Genomic DNA, 24,667 nt, shown 5'->3' with positions numbered 1-24,667 from the left:
TCCCCGGTGGGCTGCCTGTGCTCGGGGACGACCGGAGGCGGGGTGCTCCCCGGACCGGCGCACCCGGCCCCGGGGCGCAGATGTTCGGCGCTCATACGGGCACCTCCGCGGGCGGGGAGCCGCGGCGGATGCCGGTCCGCAGCTCCAGGGCGGTATGGACGTCGCCGCGGGTCGGCCGGGGGTGTCCCGCGAGGTCGGCGACGGTCCAGGCGACCCGCAGCACCCGGTCGAGGCCACGCGCGGTGAGCAGTCCGCGCTCCAGATCGTCCTCGGCGTCGGCGAGCGCGCCGGGGACCGCCGGGTAGCGGGTGCGCAGTTCGTGCCCGGGGACCTCGCTGTTGGTCTGCCACGGTGTCTCCGCATACCGCACCGCGGCGCGTTCCCGGGCCTCCTGGACCCGGGCCGCCACCACGCGGGTGGACTCCGCGCGGCCGTCGATCGCGGCCAGCTCGGAGCGGGCCAGCGGCGCCACCGCGACCCGCAGGTCGACGCGGTCCAGCAGCGGCCCGGAGAGCCGCGCCCGGTAGCGGCGCACCGCGGAGGGCCTGCACTCGCACCCGCCACCGGTGCTGCCGTGCCGCCCGCAGGGACACGGGTTGGCGGCCAGCGCCAGCAGGAAGCGAGCCGGCATCCGCATCATCCCGGCAGCACGCGCCACCACGACATGCCCCGACTCCAGCGGCTGCCGCAGGGCATCCAGGACCTGCGCCCCGCACTCCGCCGCTTCGTCCAGAAAGAGCACCCCGTTGTGGGCGAGGGAGACCGCACCGGGGCGGGGCAGGCCGGAGCCGCCGCCGACCAGCGCGGCCATGGTGGCCGAGTGGTGCGGGGCGCAGTAGGGCGGCCTGGCGACCAGCGGCTGTCCGCCGGGCAGGGCGCCCGCGACCGAGTGCACGGCGGTGACCTCGAGCGACTCCTTTCTGCTGAGCGGGGGCAGCAGCCCCGGCAGCCGTTCTGCGAGCATCGTCTTCCCGGCGCCGGGCGGCCCCTTGAAGTAGAGGTGGTGGCGCCCCGCAGCGGAGATCTCCAGGGCGTGCCGGGCACGGTGCTGTCCCGCCACATCGGCGAGGTCCACGGGGCGCTCCTCTCCGAGCAGGCCGGTGAGTCCCGGCGCCGCGGGGAGTCCGGTGAGCCCGGCGCGGGCGGCGCCGGGCAGCCCTGCGTCGGTGTCGTCGGATTCCTCGGGGAGCGGTTCGTCGGCCAGTACGGCGATGAGCCGGCGCAGGCTGCGCACACCGAGCACGGAGACGTCGGGGACCAGCGCGGCCTCCGCCGCGTTCTGCTCGGCCACCACCACCTGCCGGTACCCCGCGTCGGCGGCGGCCAGCACAGCGGGGAGGACTCCGCGGACCGGGAGCACCCGGCCGTCGAGACCCAGTTCTCCGATCATCACGACCTCGGCGGTCTGGCGCGGGTCGAGGCGTTCGGCCGCGGCGAGGACGGCGCAGGCGACGGCGATGTCGAAGCCGCTGCCGCCCTTGGGCACCGAGGCGGGGCTGAGGCCGACGGTGAGTTTCTTCTGCGGCCAGGGGACTCCGGAGTTCACCACCGCGGCCCGGACCCGGTCCCGGCTCTCGGTGAGGCTCTTGTCGGGCAGCCCCACCAGGGTGAAGGCCGCGACGCCCGGTTCCAGGTCGGCCTGGACCTCGACCAGCACACCCTCGACTCCCACGAGGGCGACCGCGCAGGTACGGGCGAAGGCCATCAGCCGATCCCCCGGACGTGCTCCACGACGGGCGCGCCCCGGCCGGGCAGGACGATGCCGACGAGGTCGATGCGCACTCCGCCGGTGGGCGGGCGGCCGTAGCGCGCGATCCAGCGCTCGCTGAGCCAGCGCCCCGCCAGTCGCCGCAGCCGGGCTGTCCGCGCCGGGGGCAGGCTGCCCATGGGGGTCTGGAACGGCACCGCCCTGCGGGTCTTCACCTCGCAGATCACGACGGCGTCGGCGTCCCGCGCGACGATGTCGATCTCGCCCTCGGCGCAGCGCCAGTTCCGCTCCAGGACCGCCATGCCCGCCTCGCGCAGCCGGCGCGCCGCCAGGTCCTCTCCGTACCGTCCCAGGGCGCCCCTCGCGCGGGCGGGCCTTCGCTGGGCACCGCGCCGCCCGGGGTCCGGGCCGCCCCGCGTGCTCGGGCCGCCCGGGCGTTCCCCGGCTGCCTGCCGGGGCCGGGGACGGGGACGTGCGGTGTCAGCTCCGCTGTGCGTTTCGCCGGTGTTCATCACGGCACCACCTCCGGACACCGACTGTGGCGGCTCCGGAGGAGTTTCGGTGATCTTGCTCGTCTTCTGTGGAGAACCCGGTGATTGTGGATATCTCCGTCACTTGCACGAGTGAGTCTTCAGCCGAGCCCTCAGCACGGCGTCCCCGGGGCGCCGGACCCGTTGCCGGGTCGCGGGCCACGGGGACGCCGTGGGATGTGTATCGCCGGGATCGCCTGGCCGGGGGCCGCAGGCCGGAGCAGCGGCTCAGCTCTTGAAGCCGGAGTCCTCCGGGAGATCGAGTTCGCTCTTGTTGAGCTCCTCGATGTTCACGTCCTTGAACGTCAGGACCCGTACCTGCTTGACGAACCGGGCCGGTCTGTACATGTCCCAGACCCAGGCGTCGGCCATCGACACCTCGAAGAAGACCTCCCCCTGCACCGAGTGGACCTGCATCTCGTAGTCATTGGTGAGATAGAAGCGCCGGTCGGTCTCGATCACGTATTTGAACAGCCCGACGACATCTCTGTACTCCCTGTAGAGCTTGAGCTCCATCTCGGTCTCGTACTTCTCGAGGTCCTCGGCGCTCATGGCATGTTCCCCTTCAGCCGTGCGTCCCCCCATTGTGCGTCACCCCGAGCGGCGTCGGGCCGAAGTCGCTCGGCGCCGCGCGAGCGGTCCGTACGCCGCCCCGCCCAGCACCAGGACGGCCCCCACGAGCACAGCGGTCAGTGCCAGCGGTAGCGGCCCGCGATCGGAGGTTCCGCCGGGCATGTCGGCGAAGCCGCTCGGCTCCGGGAGCATCCCGGCCGCGCTGCTGGGCCAGGCTATGGCGGCGACCCGGGCCTGGACGGCGGAGCGCGGCACGGCACCGTGGTCGGCGTCCTCCAGGTGCACCCGGGAGTCGAGGGACGCCTGCCGGTTGTCCCCCAGCAGGAAGAGCTTTCCCGCGGGCACGCGGGTGGGTTCGAAGGCCCGCTGCGAGTCGTCACCCCGGGCATGCAGATAGGGCTCGTCGACAGGTCGGCCGTCGACGGTGAGCCGGCCCTTCCGGTCGCAGCACGCCACCTTGTCCCCGCCGACGCCCACCACCCGTTTGACCATGGGCACCGTGCCCCACACCGAGTCCTGGAAGACGACGACGTCGCCACGCCGCACCTCGTCGCCGTCCACCCGCTGGGCCAGCACCCGGGCACCGGCCTGCACCGTGGGGTCCATGGAGTCGGTGGGCACCGTGTAGGGCTTGTAGAGCACGGCACCCCAGACGAAGCCGCCGAGGAAGAGCACGCACCCGAGGGCCACAACCACTCCGGAGATCCGGTCACCCAGGCGGCCGCGGCCCTCGTCGGTACGTTCTGCCTTGCTCACTTCCGCACTCCCCGGCTCTTGCGCAACGGACCCGACAGCCTGTGTCGGCGCAGACCGCTGACCCTACCGGGCGGTACTCGAAGCCGTCAGCCCTCGTGGAGCGCGGACCGCGCGGCAGCGCGCGACTGCGCCCGCCGTCGCCGCCAGAGCACCAGCGGGACGGCGCCCGCGAACCCGACCGCACCCGGCGCCGCGCTCAGCGCGCGCGACTGCACGCCCTTCTGGTCGAAGGTCTCGGGGACCGGCAGCGTGCCCCAGCGGTTGATCGGCCACGCCTTGACGATGGCCCGTCCCACCACCTGCTTCTCCGGGACGAAGCCGTCACCGGGCTGGTTCTGGTGGTAGCGGGAGTCGAGGGAGTCCTGGCGGTGGTCGCCCATCACCCACAGCTTGCCCTTCGGGACCTTCAGCGGCCCGAACGGCTTGTCGTCGCACGGGGTGTTGCCCGGATAGATGTACGAGGACTCGTCCAGCGCCGTGCCGTTGACCTGGATCTTTCCGCCCTTCTTGCACTCCACCGTGTCCCCGCCGACCGCGATGACCCGCTTGATCAGGTCCTTCTCGTTGGCCGAGGGCATCAGGCCGATGAAGCTGAGCGCGGTCTGCAGGAAGTTCTCCTCGACGTGCGCCTCGGGGAGCCAGCCGCCCGGGTCGTGGAAGACGACGACCTCGCCGCGTTCCGGGGTCGCTCCGAACCACGGCGTCAGCTTGTCCACCAGCACCCGGTCACCGCGCTGGAGCGTGTCCTGCATCGAGTCGGAGGGGATGGAGAACGCCTGGACCAGGAATGTCTTGATGATCAGGGCGAGGATGAGCGCGATGCCGATGAGCATCGGCAGCTCTTTCCAGAACGGGCGCTGCTTCTTCGCCGGTTTCTTGTCGTCCGGCTCCCCGGCTTCTCCGTCCGGGTCCGCCGCCTCGGCCGCCCCGTCCGGGTCCGGTGCCTCGTGCTGCGGCTTCGGTCCGGGGGTCCACGGACCGTCCCCGTCCGCCCCTGAGCGGGCTGCCGTCCCGTCGGTCTCCGCCGTCACGCTGTCACTCCCTCTTTCCACGGCCGGTGGTTCTGCGTCGCCCGTCCTGCCGTCCGTACCCGGGCCTCCGTCCTCCGGGTACCCGGAACCGGACCGCGTACCGACCGCCAAGTCCCCCACATCCACTCCTCACGCCGCGCATTCGCCTGTCCCGCCACCGGTACAGGCCCACCATTCCCATAACGAGCGGAAGTTCCGCGGAGAACGGCAGTTGCGCCACCCGATTGTCCCGGTTCATCTGCAGGGAGACGGCTCCGCCTCCGGGGTCAGGGACGGAGGCGTACACTCCCGGCTCCTCGAGCCGCCTCCAGTGGTCGAACGGCCACGCAATGACGACAGCTTTACCAACGATTCGGTCTTCTCCGATCGTTCCTCGATTCGGATCCTTCAAGTGATAGCGCGAGTCGGCGGAGTTGGCCCGATGATCGCCCATCACGAAAACCCGCCCCGCAGGGACTTCGACCGTGAACTTCATCCGGGAGGGTTCGTTGCCCGGGTGAAGATAGGGCTCGTTCAGCGGCGTGCCGTTGACGGTGACGCGCCCCTGCTTGTCGCAGCAGCGCACCGTGTCCCCACCGACGGCGACGACCCGCTTGATCAGATCCTGTTCGTCGTCCGAGGGCAGCAGTCCGATGAACGTGAGCAGCTCCTTGCCCTGCTTGATCCCGGCGGGTGCGTTGTCCGGCTCCTTCTTCTCGTTCTCCAGCCAGCCGCCCGGGTCCTGGAAGACGACCACGTCCCCGCGGTGCGGCTCGGCACCGAACCACGGCGTGAACTTGTCCACCAGCACCCGGTCCCCGATCCGGATGGTCTGCTCCATGGAGCCCGAGGGGATCACGAACGCCTGCACGAGAAAGGTCTTGAGCACCCACGCGATCAGCAGCGCGACGCAGACCAGGATCGGGAGCTCCTTGGTCGCGGAGAGCCTGCGGCGGCGCTGGATGCGCTTGGCCGCGCGTCTGCGGTCGGCCCTGCCCTGCCCGGGGCGGCGCAGCGGCGGCGCCTCCTGCGCCGGATCCACCGGCTCGGCTGCAGCAGCGGCCTCCCCGCGGAGCGCGCCGTCGGCGGCCCGCCCGGCGTCGGCGCGCTCGGCATTCCCGGGCCCGGGCGCCGGTCCACCGGACACGTCCTGTCCGGGAAGAGCGGGCCCGGGCGGGGCGGCGGGCCCTGGGCCGCCGAACGGCTCGGAGCGGCCCCAGGGCTCCGCTCGGTCGTAGGGCCCGGTGCGGTCGGGCCCTGCGGAGCCATAGGACCCCGAGTAGTCGTAGGTCCCCGAGTAGTCGTAGGGCTCCGTGTACGGGTAGTCGGCGCCGGGCGGGGGCGCGCCGCCGGCGGGACCGGGCCCCGGGCCGCGGAACTGGTCCCCTCTCCCGCCGGATGCGCCGTCCCTGCCGTACCCGCCGTGCGGACGGTGACGATCGGGTGCGTCATGACCGGCACGACCGCCGTAGGCGCCGTCCGGGCCGCGCGCCCCGGCGCCCGGCCCGCCGGACCCCGCGTCGCCCAAGGGGCCCTCGGGATCAGTCATGGCCGCTGCCTGCGCCGGACGGTACCGATCCGATGCGGCTCGGCGGCCAGCCGATCCAGTCGGCCCGCCCGATCACGCGCTCGACCGGAACGGTGCCGCCGCCGGGTTCGCCGAGGTGGTCGCGGGAGTCGCGGGAGCGGGAACGGTAATCCCCCATCACCCACAGGCGCCCCTCGGGCACCCGGATGTCGAAGGGCACGGCGGAGGGGGCGTTTCCGGAGTGCAGATACTCCTCGTCCACGGGCCGGCCGTTCACCTCGATCCTCCCCCGCCTGTCGCAGCAGCGCACCCGATCGCCGCCGACCCCGATCACCCGCTTCACGTAGTCCGTCCCGGAGGGCCGCGCCAGCCCGGTCGCAGCGCCCGCCTCGCGGAGCGCGGCCATCACCGGGTTCGCGTCGGGATCGGCCTCCCCCGAGAAGGAGTCGGTGCCGTCGAAGACGACGACGTCCCCGCGTCCCGGACCGTCTCCGAAACGATAGACCAGCTTGTTCACCAGCACCCGGTCCCCGACGCGCAGGGTCGGATCCATCGAGGAACTCGGGATCAGAAAAGGTTGCACGATGAATGCACTTGTGAGCAAGAGCGCCCCCAGGACCGACACCGCGAGCAGGCCCAGACGCACGGAGCGCGACCTGCTCTTCGTTCCCTGCTCGGGAACCGAAGAGCGGTCGCGCTCCGGTGTGTCGTACTCTTCCTCGGTCTCCATCGAGCGGAAGCCTAACCGGCCCGCCGGGCGCCGAGGACGCGCGCTCAGCTCGCGCGCTTCTCCTTGATCTTGGCGGCCTTGCCGCGCAGCTCACGCAGGTAGTACAGCTTGGCGCGGCGGACGTCACCGCGGGTCACGACCTCGATCTTCTCGACGATCGGGGTGTGCACCGGGAAGGTGCGCTCGACGCCGACGCTGAAGCTGACCTTGCGGACGGTGAAGGTCTCCCGCACGCCCGAGCCCTGGCGGCGGATGCAGACGCCCTTGAACTGCTGGACACGGGAGCGGTTGCCCTCGATGACGCGGACGTGCACGTTGACCGTGTCGCCGGGGCGGAAGGCCGGTACGTCCGTACGCAGGGAGGCGGAGTCGACACTGTCGAGAAGGTGGGACATGTCCGTCTGCTTTCTTCGCCGATGCCACAGGTCATCCGCGGAATCGTGGTGATGGTCCGAAGGCCGCTTCCTCGGCGGGCGTCGGTCCCCCTGTGGCAGGGTCGCGCGCCGGAGACGAAGCGGAAGATCCCAGCCGGAGGCCGGGGTCGGCCCATTCTTCCACGGGCTCCCCACCCGGCCCAAATCGGCTCCCGCTCCGCCCCCGGGCCCTACGCTCCGGACCCGTCCTGCTCGAGGCCGTGCTGCCGGTCGGAGTCCGCCTGCTCCGCGGCCTCCTCGGCGACGCCGCCTCGCTGCCCGGCGCCGTCGTGCGGCGCCGCCCCGGGGCCCGGCCGCCAGCGGCCGTCCGTGCCCGGCTCCCAGCCCAGAGCCGCCAGGGCGGCCCTGTCGTGCTTGTCGAGGGCTTCGGGGGCGCAGCGCTCGACCAGCTCGGGGCGGTTGCCGACCGTCCGGGCGAACGCCTGGTCGCGGCGCCAGCGGGCGATCCTGCCGTGGTGACCGCTCAGCAGCACCTCCGGAATGCCCCGTCCGCGCCACTCGGGCGGCTTGGTGTAGACGGGGCCCTCCAGCAGATTCGCCATGGTGCCGGGCGCGAAGGAGTCGTCCTGGTGGGAGGCGGCGTTGCCGAGCACGCCGGGCAGCAGCCGCGCGACGGCCTCGACCATGACGAGGACGGGTGCCTCACCACCGGCGAGGACGTAGTCGCCGATGGACACCTCGCGCACGTCGAGCCGTTCCGCGTACTCCTCGATGACGCGGCGGTCGATGCCCTCGTACCGCGCGGGTGTGAAGACGAGCCACGGCTTGCCCGCCAGCTCGACCGCCAGCTCCTGGGTGAACGGCTGCCCGCTGGGAGTGGGGACGACGAGTACCGGGGAGTCCTGGCCCGGCTCGCCCGAGGCCAGCACCTCGTCCAGCGCCTCGCCCCAGGGCTCGGGCTTCATGACCATGCCGGGGCCGCCGCCGTACGGGGTGTCGTCGACGGTGTGGTGCCGGTCGTGCGTCCAGGCGCGCAGGTCGTGGACGCGGACGTCCAGCACTCCGCGCGCCCGCGCCTTGCCGACCAGCGAGACGTCCAGCGGCTCCAGGTACTCGGGGAAGATCGTGACGACGTCGAGCCTCACCGGGGGCTCCCCCGGCCGGGTCCCTCGGCGTCCGGTGCCGGGCGCGGGTCCGGGCCGCCGGACGACTCCCCGGACGCGGACTCCTCGTTCTCCGGCCCCGCGTCCGCGGGCTCCTCGCCGAGCAGGCCGGGGGGCGGATCGACGAGCGCGCGCTGAGCCTCCAGGTCGATCTCCGGGACGATCTCGGCGACGAACGGGATCAGGGCCTCGCCGCCGTCCGCGCGCCGCACCACGAGCAGGTCCTGGGCCGGCAGATGCGCGACGCTCTCGATCCGCCCGACGACCGCACCGTCCACCGTGACGACCTCCAGGTCGAGCAACTGGTGGTCGTAGAACTCCTCCGGGTCCTCGGGAGTCTCGTCCGGGTCGACCTCGGCGACGAGCAGCGTGTTGCGCAGGGCCTCGGCGGCGGTGCGGTCCCCCACACCCTCGAAGCGCAGCAGCAGCCGTCCGCTGTGCACCCGCCCGGCGGCCACGGTGAGCGGCCCGGCGGCGGCCGGTTCGGTGGCCAGCACGGCGCCGGGGCCGAGCCGCAGTTCGGGCTCGTCGGTCCTGACCTCGACCGTGACCTCGCCCTTGATGCCGTGGGCGCGGCCGATCCGCGCGACGACTAGCTGCACTGTGCTTCTCCGTGCTCGGTTCCGTACTCGGTGGGGGTCCGCGGGTCCGGGAAGGCCCGCGGACCGGGGGTCCGGGCGCGACAACGGGCCGGGGACGGCTTGGCTGCCGTCCCCGGCCCGTGCCGGTGCTGCATGCTGCGCTTCAGTGGACCTGGTCCACGTCGACGAGGTCGACGCGGATGCCCCGGCCGCCGAGCGCTCCCACGACGGTGCGCAGAGCGCGCGCGGTGCGGCCGTTGCGGCCGATCACCTTGCCGAGATCGTCGGGGTGCACCCGGACCTCGAGCACACGCCCGCGACGGAGGTTGCGGGACTCGATCTGCACCTCGTCGGGGTGGTCGACGATGCCCTTCACCAGGTGCTCGAGGGCTTCCTCGAGCATCCTCAGGCCTCGGTCGACTCGGTGGCGGTGGCCGAAGCGTCGGCCCCGTCCGCCTTCTTGTCGGCCTTGTCAGCCTTCTTGGCCTTGGGGGTGATGGCCTCACCCTTGGGCTCGTCGGCGGACTCCTTGGCAGCGGCCTCGAACAGGGCGCGCTTGTCGGCCTTGGGCTCGGCGACCTTCATCGGCTCCGGGGCGGGCAGGCCCTTGAACTTCTGCCAGTCGCCGGTGACCTTGAGGATGGCCTCGACGGGCTCGGTCGGCTGGGCGCCGACGCTGAGCCAGTACTGCGCACGCTCCGAGTCGACCTCGATGCGCGAGGGGTTCTGCACCGGGTGGTACAGGCCGATCTCCTCGATGGCCCGGCCGTCGCGGCGGGTGCGGGAGTCGGCGACGATGATGCGGTAGTGAGGCGAACGGATCTTGCCCAGACGCTTCAGCTTGATCTTGACTGCCACGGGTGTGGTGTCTCCTGGTCTTGACGTGGGTGGACACGGCGGACTGCCACGTGGGGTTGTAGCGCCGGGTGTCCGAATGGACGCGTCAGCCGGAGGAGAGAGGGGTCCTGTGCGGCTGTCGAGTTCAGCCGACCATGATGCCACACCGCGGAGCCCGGCAGAAACCGCCCCCGTTCCGGCCCCGCCCCGGCCGCGGGCCGCCCCCTGGGCCCGCACCGGCGGTGGTGTCGCGCGGGGGCCGCGGGCGGGGTCAGCCCACGGCCGCCATCGGCTCCGGCACCGGGGCCGGGTCGACGGGGATACGGAACTGTTTTCCGCACGCTCCGCACATGATCGGGGCCTGCGCCAGTACGGAGGGGACGACCCGGACGTTGCGCCCGCAGTCGCAGACGGCCTTGACCCGGACCCCGCCCCCGGAGGAGCCGTGCCGGGCCGCCGGACCGCGGAAGCTGCGTCCGGTGTCCGTCTCGGTGGCGGCGCTGTACGCCTTCAGCGCCCGCTGGAGGCGGTCTGCGGTGGGGCGGTAGCGCCGCCGCGTCTCGGGGGTGAGCACCACGAGGGAGAAGCCGCTGCTGGGATGCGGTTCCTCGGGGTGGTCGAGACCGAGCTCCACGGCGATCGCCAGGAAGCGGCGGTTGTGGTAGCGGCCGGCCCGCGAGGTGTCCCGGACACCGCGGGCCGCCGCGATGCCGTGGACCGCCTCGTGGAGCAGCCGTTCGAAGGAGAGCCCGGTGCCGCAGGCGGACGAGGACTCTCCGATGAGTGATTCGGGCGCGGCCAGATCCGGCAGCTCGGGGTGGTGCCGTTGAATGTCGGCCCAGGCGGCTGCCAGCTCGGCGGCGAGAACTGGTGGTGTCGTGCTCACGTCGTGCCCAACGAGCGGGAGTGCCCTGGTGTTCCGATTACGGGGCATCGCAAATATTTTGCACGTACCAGTCAGTTCTCGGTGATGCCCGGGGAGATGGGTGCGGGTACGCAGATGTACACCCAAGCCGCGCACCCACCGCAAGCCGGACGTATCACCGGGAGGGGCGCACAGCCCGGCGGAGACACCGGCACGGGCGGCCCCGCGGAGGCGCCCGCCCGGGAGGCACCCCGGGCCGGGCCTTCCACCGGGCCGGCGCGGCCCTCAGCCCTCCAGACCGGGCCACTCCTCGACGGTGAGCGCGAAGCGCTCGTGGTCCCGCCAGGCGTCGTCAATGTAGAGCATCCGCGGCGAGAAGCCCTCGTGCCGGAAGCCGAGCCGCTTGGCCAGGGCCAGGGAGCGGTCGTTCTCCGGCTGGACGTTGATCTCCAGCCGGTGCAGCCCGAGCCCGTCGGGGCCCGACTGGAAGCAGCGGTCCACGACCAGCCGCATGCCCTCGGTCATCCGGCCGGTACCCGCGTAGGGGACGTAACTGTCGTATCCGAGGGAGCCGTTGCGGAAGCGCGCACGGACGATGTTGGCCACGTTCACCCGGCCGACGAGCCCCTCGTCCTCGCGGTCGAGGATGAGGAAGGTGCGCAGCGCGGGCCCCTGGCGGCGGAGCAGGTCGGGGAAGCCGTCCGGCTCGACGGGGTTCCACGGGTGGAGGTGGTCTGCCGAGCGGACGACGGCCTCGCTGTAGAGCTGCTCGTCGGCGGGCCGCGGGGGGCGGATGTATACGCGCATGGACGACATCATCCGCCTTTGCCGCGGGACGCTCACTTCGGGGGCAGCATGTCCTTGAACTCCTGCGGGAGTTCGAAGTCGCCGGGGTCCTGACCGGGGCCCGGGATGCCGAGGGCGTCGCCCTGGCCGCCCTGGGCGCGGCGTGCGGCGGCGGCCTGCTCCTCCTGCTGGCGCTTCATCGGGTTGCCCGACTGGCGCTTGCCCTTGGCCTTCTTCTGCTGCTTGCCCTTCTTCTTGCCTCCGCCACCGGGCATGCCCGGCATACCCGGCATCCCGGGCATGCCGCCGCCCTGGGCCATCCGGGACATCATCTTGCGGGCGTCGAAGAAGCGCTCCACCAGGCCCTTGACGGCGCTGACGTCCACCCCGGAGCCCCGTGCGATACGGGCCCGCCGCGAGCCGTTGATGATCGTCGGCTCGGCCCGCTCCGCCGGGGTCATCGACTTGATGATGGCGGCGGTGCGGTCGACCTCGCGCTCGTCCAGGTTGTTGATCTGGTCCTTCATCTGGCCCATCCCCGGCATCATGCCGAGCAGCTTGGAGATCGAGCCCATCTTGCGGACCTGCTCCATCTGGGCCAGGAAGTCGTCGAGCGTGAACTCCTTGGGCCCCTTCGCCAGCTTGGCGGCCATCTTCTCGGCCTCTTGCTGGCTGAAGGTCTGCTCCGCCTTCTCGATCAGCGTGAGCATGTCGCCCATGCCGAGGATGCGGGAGGCCATCCGGTCGGGGTGGAAGGCGTCGAAATCGTCGAGCTTCTCGCCGTTCGAGGCGAACATGATCTGCTTGCCGGTGACCTGGGCGACCGAGAGGGCCGCACCGCCGCGCGCGTCGCCGTCCAGCTTGGAGAGCACGACGCCGTCGAAGCCGACGCCCTCCTGGAACGCCTCCGCCGTGGTGACCGCGTCCTGACCGATCATGGCGTCGACGACGAAGAGGACCTCGTCCGGGCTGACCGCGTCCCGGATGTCGGCCGCCTGCTGCATCAGCTCCTGGTCGATGCCCAGGCGTCCCGCGGTGTCCACGATGACCACGTCGTGCTGCTTGTCACGCGCGTAGGTGATCGAGTCCTTGGCGACCTGGACCGGGTCCCCGACGCCGTTGCCCGGCTCGGGCGCGAAGACGGCCACGCCCGCGCGTTCGGCGACGACGGAGAGCTGGTTGACCGCGTTGGGCCGCTGGAGGTCGGCCGCGACGAGCATCGGCGTGTGCCCCTGCTGCTGCAGCCAGCGTCCCAGCTTGCCCGCCAGGGTGGTCTTGCCCGCGCCCTGGAGGCCGGCGAGCATGATGACGGTCGGCGGGTTCTTGGCGAACCTCAGCCGACGCGTCTCGCCGCCGAGGATGCCGATCAGCTCCTCGTTGACGATCTTGATGACCTGCTGGGCGGGATTCAGCGCCTGGGAGACCTCGGCCCCCAGCGCGCGCTCCTTGACCTGCTTGATGAAGGCGCGCACCACGGTGAGCGCGACATCCGCCTCGAGCAGGGCGATGCGGATCTCGCGGGCGGTGGCGTCGATGTCCGCCTCGCTGAGGCGCCCTTTGCCCCGGAGGTTCTTGAACGTCGCACTCAGGCGGTCGGAAAGGGTGTCGAACACAGCGCTCGTCGGTCCTCGGGTCGGTGGCGGAGGCAATCTCTGCCAAGGGTAGCCGCCTCGCGGGCGGGACCGGCCCGCCTGTCCGGATCCGGGACTCCTCCCGGCCCCGCGCGGGGCACTCGGGCTCAGCGCAGCTCGGCCTCCAGCCGCTGGGCGAGCCGGGCTGCCGCGACCTCGGAGAGCGGGGATCCGGCGGCGTCGGTCAGGTAGAACGCGTCGACGGCATTGGCGCCCAGGGTGCTCACATGGGCGCTGCGGACCCGCACCCCGGCCTCCTCCAACGCCCTGCCGATGCGGTGCAGCAGACCGGGGGCGTCCTGGGCCCGCACCTCCAGGACGGTGGCGGCCGCGGAGTCGCCCGCAGCGACGGTGGCGCGCGGCGGCGGGGGCTGCACCGCGCCGCTGCGGCGCGGCCGGTAGGCGGCCTCCCGCTCGGCCAGCCGGGCGGCCAGCCGCAGGGAGCCGTCCAGCGCGCGCACCAGGTCCTCGCGCAGTCTGGCCGGCTGCGGCAGCGAGCCGTACTGCGCGGCGACGCGCCAGGTGAGCAGCAGGACCCGCGGAGTCTCCCCGGTCACGGTCCCACCGGGCGCCGGCGTCCCACCAGGCCCGGCCGGGCGGCCAGCGTCCGGGCCGTTCCGGTCCGCACTGTCCGCGCGTCCCTCCGGCACGCCCCCGGCCAGGGCGGACAGCTCCACCAGCCGCAGATCGGCGGACCGGACGGTCAGCTTGTGCAGGGCCAGCACTCCGGCGACCGCGGGCAGCACCCCGGGCTGCTCGGGCAGCGCCACGCGAAGTTCCACCCCGACAGGCTCGGGCGCGGCCCCGCCGGGGACCGCTTCCCCGTCCGTACGAGGTTCCGCCGCCCCCTGGCCGCCGCCGGAGCCGGTCCCCTTCTGAGGGCGCAGCGCCAGGACGGGACCGCCGGTGCGCCACGCCTCCATCGCCAGCCGCTCTCCCTCCGCCGTCAGCTCCTGCCCGTCGGTCTGGTCGGCGACGGCGGCGCCGGAGAGCACCGCCGCCACCCGGGAGACCAGGTCGTCGACGAGGGCCGCGCGCCAGGCGGACCAGGCGGCCGGGCCGGTGGCCAGCGCGTCGGCCTCCGTCAGGGCGTGCAGCAGCTCCAGGGTGCCGTGGGAGCCCACGGCCTCGGCGACGGACCGGATGGTGGCCGGATCGTCCAGGTTGCGCCGGGTCGCCGTCTCGACGAGCAGCAGGTGGTGGCGGACCAGGGCGGCCAGCGTCCGGGTGTCGGCTTCGTCGAAGCCGATGCGGGCCGCCAGGTCGCGGGCGATGGTCTCGCCGGTGAGCGAGTGGTCGCCGGGCCATCCCTTGCCGATGTCGTGCAGCAGCGCACCGGTCAGCAGCAGATCGGGGCGGTGCACGCGGCGGGTGAGCGCCGCCGCCCGTACGGCGGTCTCGACCAGGTGCCGGTCGACGGTGTAGCGGTGCACGGGGTTGCGCTGGGGGCGGCAGCGCACCCGCTCCCAGTCCGGCAGCAGACGGGCGACGAGACCGGCCGCGTCCATGGCCTCCCACACCGGGACGGTGGCCTCCCCGGCGCCGAGCAGGGTGACGAACTCCTCGCGGGCCTCGGCCGGCCACGGCACGGGAAGGTCCGGTGCGGTGCGCGCGAGCTTGCGGAGGGCGGGCAGCGCGAGCGGGAGACCGGCCTGCGCCGCCGCCGCTGCGGCGCGCAGCGGCAGCACGGGGTCGCGGTCGGGCCGCGCGTGCAGGGCCAGCGCCGCCTCGCCCTCGTGCTCCACGACGCCCTCGGCCAGCGGGGTCCGCTCCGGCACGGGTTCCCCCGAGGGGCGCACCGCGGAGCGCCGGCCACCGCCCAGCAGCCCGCGCAGCCGGGCACCGCGCGGAGCTGCGCTGCGGGGCCGCAGGACGCGCTCGACCTCGCGCCAGGTGACGTCGCTCGCGTAGGAGACCGCGCCGGCCGCCTCGTAGACGCGGCGCAGCAGCGTGTCGGCGTCCAGCAGGCCGAGCGCCTCGGCCACTTGGTCCTGGTCCTGGAGCGCGAGCCGGTCGGTGGCGCGTCCGGTGGTCAGGTGCAGCGCGTCGCGGGCGTCGAGGAGAGTGTCCCGGGCCTGCTGGAGCCCCTCCCGCGGGGCGTCGGCGAGCCAGGAGGCGGCCACGGCGCGCAGCGCGGTGAGGTCCCGCAGCCCGCCGCGCGCCTCCTTCAGGTCGGGCTCCAGCAGGAACCGCAGTTCGCCGTGGCGCCGGGCCCGCTCGGTGGCGTACTCGCGCAGCTCCGGCAGCCTGGTGCGGGCCTGGGCGCGCCACCTGCCGAGCGCGGCGGTGCGCAACTGCGCCGTGAGGTCCGCTTCCCCGGCGAGGTGGCGGGCCTCCAGCAGGCCGAGCTGCACCTTGAGGTCGTCGGCGGCGGCGGTGCGCGCCTCGTCCGGGGTGCGGACGGAGTGGTCGAGGGCGAGGCCGAGGTCCCAGACCGGGTACCAGAGGCGGTCGGCGAGGGCGGCCAGGGCGGCGGCGCCGGTGCTGCCGTCGTGCAGCAGGAGCAGATCGAGGTCGCTGCGCGGGGAGAGCTCGCCGTGTCCGTATCCGCCGACGGCCACCAGCGCGGTCCCGGGGGGCGCGTCGGGGCCGAAAAGCTCGTGGAGCCACTGGTCGGTCAGCGCGGACAGGGCGCGGCGCCGGTCGGGTCCGGAGAGTTCGGCGTCCTGCAGGAGCCGTACCCGGGCGGCCGCGTAGCCCTCGTCCGCGCCGCGGGGGTCCGCTCCCGGGCACGCCCACGTGCCGGAGGGCCCGTTCCCCGCGGATCGCCCGGTGCTGTCCGGTACCGGTGCTCCCGCCGCCGGGGCCGTCGCCGCGTCCCTCACAGCGCGTCCGGTCCCCGCTCGCCCGTGCGCACCCGGACGGCGGTCTCGACGGGCACCGTCCACACCTTCCCGTCGCCGATCTTGCCGGTGCGTGCGGCCTTGACGACGATCTCCAGGAGCTGTTCGGCCTCCTCGTCCTCCGCCAGCACCTCGATGCGCACCTTGGGGACGAGGTCGACGGTGTACTCGGCGCCCCGGTAGACCTCGGTGTGCCCGCGCTGCCGCCCGTAGCCGCTGGCCTCGGTGACGGTGAGGCCCTGGACGCCGAAGGCCCGCAGCGCCTCCTTCACCTCGTCGAGCTGGTAGGGCTTGATCACGGCGGTGATGAGCTTCATGCGTCCACCTTGCTGTCGTGGCTGTCGTGACGGGCGCTGTCAGCGCGCGGGGCCTGCGCGGCCGCGCTCCCCGCGGCGGCGGATCCGGCGGCCGCGGGGCCGCCCCGGTCGCGGACCGAGGAGCCGCCGACGGCGCTGAAGTCGTACGCGGTCTCGGCGTGGAACGCCTGGTCGACGCCGGCCGCCTCGTCGTCCGGGTCGGCGCGGAAGCCCATCGTGGCGTGCACGAGCTTGGCCAGCAGCCAGGAGACCGCGAAGGAGAAGGCCATCACGGAGCCGGCGCCGAGCGCCTGCTTGCCGAACTGGGTGAGGCCGCCCACGCCGTCCACGGCCAGGAAGCCCACCAGCAGGGTGCCGATGACGCCGCCGACCAGGTGCACGCCGACCACGTCCAGCGAGTCGTCGAAGCCGAGCTTGTACTTGAGACTGACCGCCCACGAGCAGACCGCGCCCGCGACGACGCCGATCAGCAGCGCGCCCATGGCGTTGACCGCGGCGCCGGAGGGGGTGATGGCCACCAGTCCGGCCACGGCACCGGAGGCGGCGCCCAGCGTGGTGAACGCGCCGTGCTTCACCCGCTCGTAGACCAGCCAGCCGAGCATGGCGGCCGCAGTGGCGAGCTGGGTGTTGAGCGCCATGTTGGCGGCGGTGCCGTCGGCGGCGAGCTCCGAGCCGGCGTTGAAGCCGAACCAGCCGAACCACAGCAGCGCGGCACCGAGCATCACCAGCGGCAGGCTGTGCGGACGCATCGGGTCCTTCTTGAAGCCGATGCGCTTGCCGACGACGAGGACGGCGGCCAGCGCTCCGACACCGGCGTTGATGTGCACGGCGGTGCCGCCCGCGAAGTCGATGACCTCCAGGTCGTAGAGCCAGCCGCCCTCGGCCCACACCCAGTGCGCGACGGGGAAGTAGACGACCGTCACCCACAGCGTGAGGAACACCGCCCAGGCGCTGAATTTCACCCGGTCGGCGAGGGCGCCGCTCATCAGTGCGGGCGTGATGATCGCGAACATCATCTGGAAGAGGACGAAGGCGAAGACCGGAATGCCGCCCTTCCCGGTGAGGGAGTCGGCGGAGATGCCCTTGAGGCCGACGAAGTCCAGATTGCCGACGACTCCGCCGGTGTCCGGGCCGAAAGCCAGCGAGTAGCCGTAGAGCACCCACAGCACGCTGACGATCGCCAGCGAGATGAAGGACATCATCAGCATGTTCAGGGCGCTTTTCACCCGGACCATGCCGCCGTAGAAGAAGGCGAGGCCAGGCGTCATCACCATCACGAGAAACGCACTGACCAAGACGAAAGTGGTATCCGCGCCGTTCACTGTGGGCGTCTCCTCGGGGTCGCGGTCCTGCGGGGGCCGGATCGTAGGGGCGCCTCCCGGCCGAAGAAGGAGGGAGGGCGGACTGAATGCCAGGTTTCCGAAGCCCGGTTTCCGCCGTCGCCCCCGGGTGTTTCCAGGCCGTGAAAACCGGCCCGCCGCTGTTACGAGGAGATGAAGCGCGGCTTTCCGCGCGGGGACGCGCGTACGCTGCGCTCCCCGGTGGTCGTCCGCCGGGGATTCCCGTCGCCGCCCGGCGCGGGTCAGCCCGCGGCGGCCTCGCTCTCGGCCAGCTCGGCCTGGAGCCGCTCGCTGAGCTGCACCACGTCCGCGAGTTCCCCGAACTCGCGGACGGCGCCGGCCGTGGTGCGGCGCAGCCGGTTGTTGACCCGCTCGGAGCGCAGCCGCTTGGCGACGCCGAGGGCCTCGCTGGCCCGGGCCACGCAGCCCTCGGGCTCCCGCTGGAGCAGGTGCACGCTGGCCATGCCGATCAGGTTGAGCGCGTAGGAGCGCCGGTGGCCGCCGCCCTCCGCCTCCCGGGCCTCCCGGCCGAACAGCTCGACGGCACGCTCCATCGCGGGCCGTGCCAGCGAGGCGTAGGTGGGGCTGCGGCCTGAGGAGTAGGCCAGGTCCCGGAAGGAGTGCGCGGTCTCCGCACACAGCTCGGCCTCGGAGAAGAACAGGATCCAGTCGGGGTCCGGGTCCGCGCGGTCGATGTCCGTGAACGTTTCTTCCGCCATCCGCACCGCGCGCTTGCACTTGCCGGGCTGACCCATGTTCGCGTAGGCGCGGGCTTCCATGGCGTGCAGCATGGCCTGGGTGCGTGCGGTGGCGCCCTCCCGGCTGCCGTACTGGGCGAGGTGCACCAGCTCCAGGGCGTCCGCGGGGCGGCCCAGATGGATCATCTGGCGGCTCATCTTGCTGAGGATGTAGGACCCCAGGGGCCGGTCACCGGCCTCTTTGGCCGCGTGCAGCGCCAGCACGAAGTACTTCTGCGCGGTGGGCTGGAGTCCGACGTCGTAGCTCATCCAGCCGGCGAGCTCGGACAGTTCGGCGGTGACCCGGAAGAGCCGGCGGCGGACGGGTTCGGAGTGCCGCTCCTGGAGCAGGTCGGTGACCTCGTGGAGCTGGCCGACGACGGCCTTGCGGCGGAGCCCTCCGCCGCACTGGGCGTCCCAGCCGCGGAACATCTCGGTCGTCTGCTCCAGCAGCTCCAGTTCGGGTGCGGACAACTGCGGCCCGCGCGGCGGCGCGCCGTCCTCGCCGCCACGCGCCGCACGGCGCTGTCCGTCGCGGGGGGCGGGGACGGTGAGCGCGGGGGCCGCCGGCTGCTCCCCCGGCGATCCGGCCTCGGCGCCGGTGCCCGGCACGAGCCAGCGCTGCATGGGTTCGATCAGTGCGGGGCCCGCGGACACGGAGAGTGAGGCGCCCAGGAAGCCGCGGTGGGCCAGCATCAGGTCGCTGCGGGTGAAGTCGCTGATCAGCGCCACGGTCTGGGGTCCGGCCCAGGGCAGGTCCACGCCGGAGGCCGCCGGGGACTGCCGGGCGGGGCGCAGTCCGAGGTCCTCGACCGCCACGACGCAGCCGAACCGCTCGGAGAAGAGTTCGGAGAGGATGCGGGGGATGGGCTCCCGGGGCTGCTCGCCGTCCAGCCACCGGCGCACCCGGGAGGTGTCGGTGCTGATGTGGTGTGCGCCCATCCGCCGTGCGCGGCGGTTGACCTGCCGCGCCAGTTCGCCCTTGGACCAGCCGCTGCGCATGAACCACGAGCCCAGCCGCTCGTTCGGGCTCTTGCCCGCCTGGCCTCGCTCAGCCACTGGTAACGCCCCCATCCCGCTTCGGTGCACGCGCTCAGGGCCGGATCGGTCCGCGCTCCGCCGCACCCGCCGCACCCTCGACCCGGCCATGCCTCCGGCATAGTCGGTCGCCGCGCTCTCCACTGTGTGTACCGAAAGTAATCCTACGATCACGACCTGGGCGAGTGTAATTGCAGAATCGCCACCATTCGCCACCCCTTCGAATGAACCCGGAGGCGCACGGACGCGCTTGACTTGACACCAGGGAAACAACTCCACGGGGAGGCTGCCCCCACTGCACCCTGCCCTCACCCAGGAGCCCCCGGGAACGCCGAGAACGCCGGGAACTCGGCCGTCACTGTATGCAATGCAGTCGTAACCATAAGCATTCGGGATCCGTTGGAGTGAGCATGGGCTTCACGATCGGTGCCATCAGCGGTCTCAGCGGCATCCGCGAGATCCGCGAACTGCGGCCCGGCGCACGCAGGCGCGAACGCGCCCAGGTGTGCACCCGCGTCGCGGAGTACACGAGCCTCTGGGGCTGGGACCTGATCCCCGGCGCCCGCGCCACCCGCTCGGGCGGCCGGGTCGTCTGCTCCTGCGGCGCACGGGCCTGCCCCTCCCCCGGCGACCATCCGCTCGACGCCTCCCTGGAGGTACCGGCGGGCGCCACCGTGGAGGAGGCGTCCCGCGCCTGGGCAGCGGTTCCGGGCGCCGCCATGCTGCTGCCGACGGGCCGCGCCTTCGACGTGATCGAGGTCGGCGAGCACGCCGCGCTGTGCGCACTGGCGCGGCTGGAGCGGATGGGCGTCCCGCTGGGCCCGGTGGCCGCGACCCCGGCCGGGCGCGCCTGGTTCCTGGTCGCGCCGGGCGCGGCCGCCGAGCTGCCCGAGCTCCTCTACCGGATGGGCTGGGACGACGCCGATCTCGACCTGCGCGGCAGGGGGGAGGGCGAGCACATCACGGCACCGCCCTCCGATCTGGCCGGACACGGCCCCGTGCGCTGGCTGCGGCCGCCCACGCTGGAACGTGCCGGCCGTCCCCCGCAGGCGCGGCTGCTGCTGGGCACACTCGCCTACGTCTGCCACCGCTCGGCCGTGGTGCGGCCGCGCACCCCCCAGGACAGGCCCGCGGCCGTGCGGTAGCCCCCTCCGGTCGCGGCACGCCACCACGGCGCAGGCGCGAGCGGTCGTTCCCGGTGAGGCGAGCGGCGCCGCCGCGACGCCTCGGGGGCACGTCGCGGCGGCGCCGCTCGGCGGTGCGCACGCTGAAACCGGCCGGTCAGCCCTCCTGGACCAGGGCGTCCACGAACGCCTCCGGCTCGAAGGGGGCCAGGTCGTCGGCGCCCTCGCCGAGGCCGACGAGCTTGACCGGGACGCCCAGCTCCCGCTGGACGGCCACCACGATGCCGCCCTTGGCCGTACCGTCCAGCTTGGTGAGGACGATGCCGGTGATGTCCACGACCTCGGCGAACACCCGTGCCTGCACCAGGCCGTTCTGGCCCGTCGTGGCGTCCAGCACCAGCAGCACCTCGTCCACCGGCGCCTGCTTCTCCACGACGCGCTTGACCTTGCCGAGTTCGTCCATGAGCCCGGTCTTGGTGTGCAGCCGGCCCGCCGTGTCGATCAGCACCACGTCGGCGCTCGCCTCGGTGCCCTGCTTGACCGCGTCGAACGCGACCGAGGCCGGGTCGCCGCCCTCCGGGCCCCGGACCGTACGGGCACCCACCCGGGTGCCCCAGGTCTCCAACTGGTCGGCCGCCGCGGCGCGGAAGGTGTCGGCCGCGCCGAGCACCACCGACTTGCCGTCCGCCACCAGCACCCGGGCGAGCTTGCCGGTGGTGGTGGTCTTGCCGGTGCCGTTGACGCCGACGACGAGCACCACGCCCGGGCGGTCGACGGCGCCCTCCACCTCGGTGTGCACCGTGCGGTCCAGGTCGGTGCCGACCAGCGCGAGCAGTTCCTCGCGCAGCAGGCCGCGCAGCTCTTCGGGGGTGCGGGTGCCGAGCACCTTGACGCGTTCCCGCAGCCGTTCGACCAGCTCCTGGGTGGGGCCGACGCCGACGTCGGCGGTCAGCAGGGTGTCCTCGACCTCCTCCCAGGTGTCCTCGTCCAGGTGCTCCCGGGACAGCAGGGTCAGCAGGCCCTTGCCCAGGGAGTTCTGGGAGCGGGAGAGCCGGTCGCGCAGCCGTACCAGCCGTCCGGCCGTCGGCGCCGGGGTCTCGACCTCGGGCGCGGCGGCGGCCTCCGCTGCGGTGGCGGGCGCCTCGGCCGCCGCCTCCTCGGTCTCGGGAAGGCCCACCTCCTCGACGGTGCGGCGGGCGCCTTCGGGCGGGGCCTCCGCCTCCTCTCCGACCTTGGGCTCGGCTGTCCGGGCGGGGGTCTCGGCGGTGCTCGCGGCGGTGTCGGGCTGCTCGGCCTCGGCCGCCTTCTTCCTCCGGCCGCTGACCACGAGCCCGCTGATCGCGGCGAGCGCGACCACGGCGATGACTACTACAAGGATGACGATTTCCATAGCGGCTCCAGTATCGACCACCGGCAAGGCTGCACGGCCATTCCCTCTTCGCGCGTGCTCCACTACGGTCCAGCACCCGCATCGCCGTCCACCGGGTGGGGGTACCCCGTGACCGTGACGACCAGCGTCCGTTTCAATCTCGTCCAGCCCGAACAGCCCCCGGGCGTACGGGCGGCGGACGCACAGCCCGGGGACCGCTACCGGGCCGCGCTGGAGATGGCGGGCTACGCCGACGCGCACGGTGTGACCTCTCTCATCGTCGAGGAGCACCACGGCTCGCCGGACGGCTGGCTCCCCGCGCCGCTCGCGCTGGCGGGCGCGTTTCTGGGGCGTACGCGGCACACGCTGGTGACGGCCTGCGCGATCCTGGCGCCGCTGTACGACCCGCTGCGGCTGGCGGAGGACATCGCGGTGCTCGATCTCGTCGGCGGCGGGCGGCTGGTCACGGTGGCGGGGCTCGGGTACCGGCCACCGGAGTACGCCGCGCTGGGGCTGGACTTCGCCCGCCGCGGGGCGCTGCAGGACGAGGTGCTGGAGACGCTGCTGGCGGCCTGGACGGGCGAGCCCTTCCGCTACCGGGGCCGCACGGTGCGCGTCACCCCGCGCCCCGGCAGCCGGCCGCACCCGCCGCTGTTCGTCGGCGGCGGATCGCGGCCGGCCGCCCGCCGCGCGGCGCGGCTGGGGCTGCCGCTGTTCCTTCCCGCGCACCTGCCGGAGCTGGCGGGCTACTACGAGGAGCGCTGCGCGGCCGCGGGCGGCACCCCGCTGTGCCTGATGCCGCCGCCGGAGCTGCCGGCCCTGCACCTGACCGAGGACCCGGACCGGGCGTGGGCCGAGCTGGGCGAGCACTTCCTGTACGAGGCGCGCCGCTACGCCTCCTGGCAGACACCGGGCCTGCACTCGGCGATGCGCGCCGAGGCGGGCACGGTGGCGGAGCTGCGAGCCGAGGGGGTCTACCGCTTCGTCACTCCGCGGGAGTGCCTGGAACTGGTGGCCGGGCAGCCGGAGGGGTCGCGGCAGATCCTGCTGCATCCGCTGTGCGGCGGCATGCCCGTCGAGGAGGGCCGGCGGTCGCTGCGGCTGCTGGTGGAGGAGGTCATGCCCCGGCTGCCGGAGATCGAGCCCTGAGCGCCTGCCGCGGCGGCGGGCAGCGGCCCCGGACAGCCCGCTGCCCCGGCTCCTGGCGAAGGAACCGGGGCAGCGCCGTGCGAGGAGTGGGCGGCGGGGGGGCTAGCCCATCTCCTCCAACGCCTTGCCCTTCGGCTCCGGCACCCACTTGAGGATGAACGGGATCGAGAGCAGGGCGAAGACCGTGTAGCCGACGTAGGTGGCGGACAGGTTCCACTCCGAGAGGCTCGGGAAGCTCGCGGTGATGGCCCAGTTGGCCACCCACTGCGCGGAGGCTGCGACACCGAGCGCGGCGGCACGGATCTTGTTCGGGAAGATCTCGCCGAGCAGCACCCAGACGACCACGCCCCAGGAGAGGGCGAAGAACAGCGTGAAGGTGTGCGCGCCGACCAGTGCGACGACGCCCTGCGCGTCCGGCAGCGAGACGTTGTCGCCGGAGCCGGTCTTGGCGGAGAACGCCCAGGCGACCGAGCCCAGCGAGAGGGCCATGCCGACGGAGCCGATCAGCGCGAGCGGCTTCCGGCCGACCCGGTCGACGAAGACCATGGCGATGGCGGTGCCGATGATGTTCACGATCGACGTCGTGAAGGAGTAGAAGAACGAGCTCTCGGGGTTGATGCCCACCGACTGCCACAGCGTCGAGGAGTAGTAGAAGACGACGTTGATGCCGACGAGCTGCTGGAAGACGGAGAGCCCGATGCCGACCCAGACGATGGGCAGCAGGCCGAAGCGCCCGCCGAGCAGGTCCCGGAAGGTGGACCTGTGCTCGCTGCGCATCGCCGTCTCGATGTCACCGATCCGGGTGTCGAGCCCCTCGTGCTCGCCCTCGACCCCGGCCAGCACCTCGCGGGCCTTGTCCTGGCGGCCGACGGAGATCAGGAAGCGCGGGGACTCCGGGATGGCGAAGGAGAGCAGGAAGTAGCCGACCGCGGGGATCACCATGATGCCGAGCATCCACTGCCAGGCTTCCAGCCCGGCGACGTCACCGCGCTGCTTGCCGTCGGCGAGGTTGAGGATGCCCCAGTTGACGAGTTGCGACACGGCGATGCCGAGCACGATCGCGCCCTGCTGGAAGGAGGCGAGCCGGCCGCGGTACGCGGGCGGGGAGACCTCGGCGATGTAGGCCGGGCCGATGACGGAGGCCATGCCGATGGCGATACCGCCCAGCACCCGCCACATGGCCAGGTCCCACAGGGCGAAGGGCAGGGACGAGCCGACGGCGCTGACGACGAAGAGGACGGCGGCCAGCCGCATGACCTTGATGCGGCCTATTCGGTCGGCGGTCCGTCCGGCGACGGCGGCGCCGATCGCGCTGCCGATCAGGGCGGCGGCGATGACCTGCGCCAGCATCGCGGAGCCGACGTCGAAGCGGCCGCGGATCGCCTCCACCGCCCCGTTGATCACTGAGCTGTCGTAGCCGAAGAGGAAGCCGCCCATGGCGGCGGCTGCGGTGATGAAGACGACACGGCCGAGGGGCGCAGTGTGCGCTCCGGTGCCTGGCCGCGGCTGCGGCGTCTGCGCTTCCTGCGCTGTGCTGGTCACGTTCTTCTCCTGAGGTTCCCCGGCGCCGGTGCCGGGTGGGGACACCACCGTGCAAGGAACGAAGACGGGCCTGCGCGGGGAAATCGCGCTGGCCTCCGGCTTAACGGCGGCTTCTCAGACTGTAAATGTTCAATTC

23 protein-coding genes are annotated in these 24,667 nt (G+C 73.0%); 2 read left to right on the top strand and 21 right to left on the bottom strand.

The features are described 5' to 3' along the window. Window positions 1-91: 91 nt before the first annotated feature. The 19 genes from BMX65_RS24450 to nsdA all read right to left on the bottom strand — a co-directional run bounded on the left by BMX65_RS24450 (window position 92) and on the right by nsdA (window position 19,383). The gene (locus BMX65_RS24450; protein ID WP_075002512.1) at window positions 92-1,705 is read right to left on the bottom strand and encodes a YifB family Mg chelatase-like AAA ATPase; all 1,614 of its coding nucleotides are present in this window, start codon (window positions 1,703-1,705) and stop codon (window positions 92-94) included. Further along, complete coding sequence (locus tag BMX65_RS24445) at window positions 1,705-2,220, bottom strand: YraN family protein (RefSeq protein WP_079172056.1); 516 nt, start codon at window positions 2,218-2,220, stop codon at window positions 1,705-1,707. Before BMX65_RS24445 ends, BMX65_RS24450 begins: the two co-directional genes overlap by 1 nt. Window positions 2,221-2,466: 246 nt before the next feature. Then, window positions 2,467-2,790: a DUF2469 domain-containing protein gene (locus tag BMX65_RS24440; RefSeq protein ID WP_019355837.1), complete on the bottom strand. Its 324-nt coding sequence runs from the start codon at window positions 2,788-2,790 to the stop codon at window positions 2,467-2,469. Window positions 2,791-2,829: 39 nt separating this feature from the next. Further along, a complete protein-coding gene (gene lepB, locus BMX65_RS24435) occupies window positions 2,830-3,567 on the bottom strand; it encodes a signal peptidase I (protein ID WP_075002511.1) in 738 nt (245 codons plus the stop codon). A gap of 86 nt (window positions 3,568-3,653) precedes the next feature. After that, window positions 3,654-4,709, bottom strand: coding sequence for a signal peptidase I (gene lepB / locus BMX65_RS24430; protein WP_075002586.1), 1,056 nt, complete (start codon window positions 4,707-4,709; stop codon window positions 3,654-3,656). Continuing rightward, window positions 4,603-5,619 (bottom strand): signal peptidase I, encoded by a 1,017-nt coding sequence (lepB, locus tag BMX65_RS24425; protein WP_079172060.1) that lies wholly within the window; start codon window positions 5,617-5,619, stop codon window positions 4,603-4,605. The genes lepB (BMX65_RS24430) and lepB (BMX65_RS24425) overlap by 107 nt, the downstream gene beginning before the upstream one ends. Before the next feature lie 499 nt (window positions 5,620-6,118). After that, window positions 6,119-6,835, bottom strand: coding sequence for a signal peptidase I (gene lepB, locus BMX65_RS24420; RefSeq protein ID WP_075002509.1), 717 nt, complete (start codon window positions 6,833-6,835; stop codon window positions 6,119-6,121). A gap of 44 nt (window positions 6,836-6,879) precedes the next feature. After that, window positions 6,880-7,230, bottom strand: a complete 351-nt coding sequence (gene rplS / locus BMX65_RS24415; protein WP_075002508.1) for a 50S ribosomal protein L19 — start codon at window positions 7,228-7,230, stop codon at window positions 6,880-6,882. A gap of 209 nt (window positions 7,231-7,439) precedes the next feature. Further along, window positions 7,440-8,354, bottom strand: coding sequence for a tRNA (guanosine(37)-N1)-methyltransferase TrmD (gene trmD, locus BMX65_RS24410; protein ID WP_075002507.1), 915 nt, complete (start codon window positions 8,352-8,354; stop codon window positions 7,440-7,442). Next, on the bottom strand, window positions 8,351-8,974 hold the full coding sequence (gene rimM, locus BMX65_RS24405; RefSeq protein WP_075002506.1) for a ribosome maturation factor RimM: 624 nt from the start codon (window positions 8,972-8,974) through the stop codon (window positions 8,351-8,353). The genes trmD and rimM overlap by 4 nt, the downstream gene beginning before the upstream one ends. 142 nt (window positions 8,975-9,116) lie before the next feature. Then, the gene (locus BMX65_RS24400; protein ID WP_075002505.1) at window positions 9,117-9,356 is read right to left on the bottom strand and encodes an RNA-binding protein; all 240 of its coding nucleotides are present in this window, start codon (window positions 9,354-9,356) and stop codon (window positions 9,117-9,119) included. 2 nt (window positions 9,357-9,358) lie between these two features. Then, a complete protein-coding gene (gene rpsP, locus BMX65_RS24395; RefSeq protein ID WP_075002504.1) occupies window positions 9,359-9,811 on the bottom strand; it encodes a 30S ribosomal protein S16 in 453 nt (150 codons plus the stop codon). A 250-nt stretch (window positions 9,812-10,061) separates the two neighbouring features. After that, entirely contained in the window at window positions 10,062-10,724 is a 663-nt protein-coding gene (locus tag BMX65_RS24390) for a hypothetical protein (RefSeq protein WP_177214341.1), read from the bottom strand. Between the two features lie 216 nt (window positions 10,725-10,940). Continuing rightward, a complete protein-coding gene (locus BMX65_RS24385; RefSeq protein WP_239502222.1) occupies window positions 10,941-11,462 on the bottom strand; it encodes a GNAT family N-acetyltransferase in 522 nt (173 codons plus the stop codon). Window positions 11,463-11,494: 32 nt separating this feature from the next. Then, window positions 11,495-13,054: a signal recognition particle protein gene (gene ffh, locus BMX65_RS24380; RefSeq protein WP_075002502.1), complete on the bottom strand. Its 1,560-nt coding sequence runs from the start codon at window positions 13,052-13,054 to the stop codon at window positions 11,495-11,497. Between the two features lie 125 nt (window positions 13,055-13,179). Continuing rightward, a complete protein-coding gene (locus BMX65_RS24375; RefSeq protein WP_075002501.1) occupies window positions 13,180-15,897 on the bottom strand; it encodes a [protein-PII] uridylyltransferase in 2,718 nt (905 codons plus the stop codon). After that, window positions 15,894-16,232 (bottom strand): P-II family nitrogen regulator, encoded by a 339-nt coding sequence (locus BMX65_RS24370; RefSeq protein WP_019355823.1) that lies wholly within the window; start codon window positions 16,230-16,232, stop codon window positions 15,894-15,896. The genes BMX65_RS24375 and BMX65_RS24370 overlap by 4 nt, the downstream gene beginning before the upstream one ends. Continuing rightward, entirely contained in the window at window positions 16,229-17,554 is a 1,326-nt protein-coding gene (locus BMX65_RS24365; RefSeq protein ID WP_075002500.1) for an ammonium transporter, read from the bottom strand. Before BMX65_RS24365 ends, BMX65_RS24370 begins: the two co-directional genes overlap by 4 nt. Window positions 17,555-17,814: 260 nt before the next feature. After that, window positions 17,815-19,383: a transcriptional repressor NsdA gene (gene nsdA / locus BMX65_RS24360; RefSeq protein WP_075002499.1), complete on the bottom strand. Its 1,569-nt coding sequence runs from the start codon at window positions 19,381-19,383 to the stop codon at window positions 17,815-17,817. Between the two features lie 374 nt (window positions 19,384-19,757). On the opposite strand from nsdA, the gene BMX65_RS24355 reads away from it, so the two are divergent. After that, window positions 19,758-20,492: a bifunctional DNA primase/polymerase gene (locus tag BMX65_RS24355; RefSeq protein ID WP_075002498.1), complete on the top strand. Its 735-nt coding sequence runs from the start codon at window positions 19,758-19,760 to the stop codon at window positions 20,490-20,492. Window positions 20,493-20,628: 136 nt separating this feature from the next. Here BMX65_RS24355 and ftsY read toward each other — a convergent pair whose 3' ends face one another. Then, on the bottom strand, window positions 20,629-21,861 hold the full coding sequence (gene ftsY / locus BMX65_RS24350) for a signal recognition particle-docking protein FtsY (RefSeq protein WP_075002497.1): 1,233 nt from the start codon (window positions 21,859-21,861) through the stop codon (window positions 20,629-20,631). A gap of 108 nt (window positions 21,862-21,969) precedes the next feature. Here ftsY and BMX65_RS24345 point away from each other — a divergent pair, with 108 nt between their 5' ends. Then, window positions 21,970-22,989, top strand: coding sequence for an LLM class flavin-dependent oxidoreductase (locus tag BMX65_RS24345; RefSeq protein ID WP_075002496.1), 1,020 nt, complete (start codon window positions 21,970-21,972; stop codon window positions 22,987-22,989). 102 nt (window positions 22,990-23,091) lie between these two features. On the opposite strand, the gene BMX65_RS24340 is transcribed toward BMX65_RS24345, so the two are convergent. After that, complete coding sequence (locus BMX65_RS24340; protein ID WP_075002495.1) at window positions 23,092-24,531, bottom strand: sugar porter family MFS transporter; 1,440 nt, start codon at window positions 24,529-24,531, stop codon at window positions 23,092-23,094. Between the last annotated feature and the right edge of the window lie 136 nt (window positions 24,532-24,667).

Source organism: Streptomyces qinglanensis, from assembly GCF_900111245.1.
In the GTDB taxonomy this organism is placed as follows: Bacteria; Actinomycetota; Actinomycetes; order Streptomycetales; family Streptomycetaceae; genus Streptomyces; species Streptomyces qinglanensis.
The sequence above is the reverse complement of the archived record's forward strand: the minus strand, read 5'-3'. Positions and strand labels throughout refer to the sequence as shown.

What these genes read in the sequence shown, in the direction of transcription:
- BMX65_RS24400 (WP_075002505.1), bottom strand. Translation starts at nt 9,356, where the DNA reads ATGCTCGAGGAAGCCCTCGAGCACCTGGTGAAGGGCATCGTCGACCAC.
- BMX65_RS24390 (WP_177214341.1), bottom strand. Translation starts at nt 10,724, where the DNA reads ATGCCCCGTAATCGGAACACCAGGGCACTCCCGCTCGTTGGGCACGAC.
- BMX65_RS24385 (WP_239502222.1), bottom strand. Translation starts at nt 11,462, where the DNA reads ATGCGCGTATACATCCGCCCCCCGCGGCCCGCCGACGAGCAGCTCTAC.
- lepB (WP_075002509.1), bottom strand. Translation starts at nt 6,835, where the DNA reads ATGGAGACCGAGGAAGAGTACGACACACCGGAGCGCGACCGCTCTTCG.
- rplS (WP_075002508.1), bottom strand. Translation starts at nt 7,230, where the DNA reads ATGTCCCACCTTCTCGACAGTGTCGACTCCGCCTCCCTGCGTACGGAC.
- BMX65_RS24440 (WP_019355837.1), bottom strand. Translation starts at nt 2,790, where the DNA reads ATGAGCGCCGAGGACCTCGAGAAGTACGAGACCGAGATGGAGCTCAAG.
- ftsY (WP_075002497.1), bottom strand. Translation starts at nt 21,861, where the DNA reads ATGGAAATCGTCATCCTTGTAGTAGTCATCGCCGTGGTCGCGCTCGCC.
- BMX65_RS24445 (WP_079172056.1), bottom strand. Translation starts at nt 2,220, where the DNA reads ATGAACACCGGCGAAACGCACAGCGGAGCTGACACCGCACGTCCCCGT.
- BMX65_RS24450 (WP_075002512.1), bottom strand. Translation starts at nt 1,705, where the DNA reads ATGGCCTTCGCCCGTACCTGCGCGGTCGCCCTCGTGGGAGTCGAGGGT.
- nsdA (WP_075002499.1), bottom strand. Translation starts at nt 19,383, where the DNA reads ATGGGGGCGTTACCAGTGGCTGAGCGAGGCCAGGCGGGCAAGAGCCCG.
- BMX65_RS24370 (WP_019355823.1), bottom strand. Translation starts at nt 16,232, where the DNA reads ATGAAGCTCATCACCGCCGTGATCAAGCCCTACCAGCTCGACGAGGTG.
- BMX65_RS24355 (WP_075002498.1), top strand. Translation starts at nt 19,758, where the DNA reads ATGGGCTTCACGATCGGTGCCATCAGCGGTCTCAGCGGCATCCGCGAG.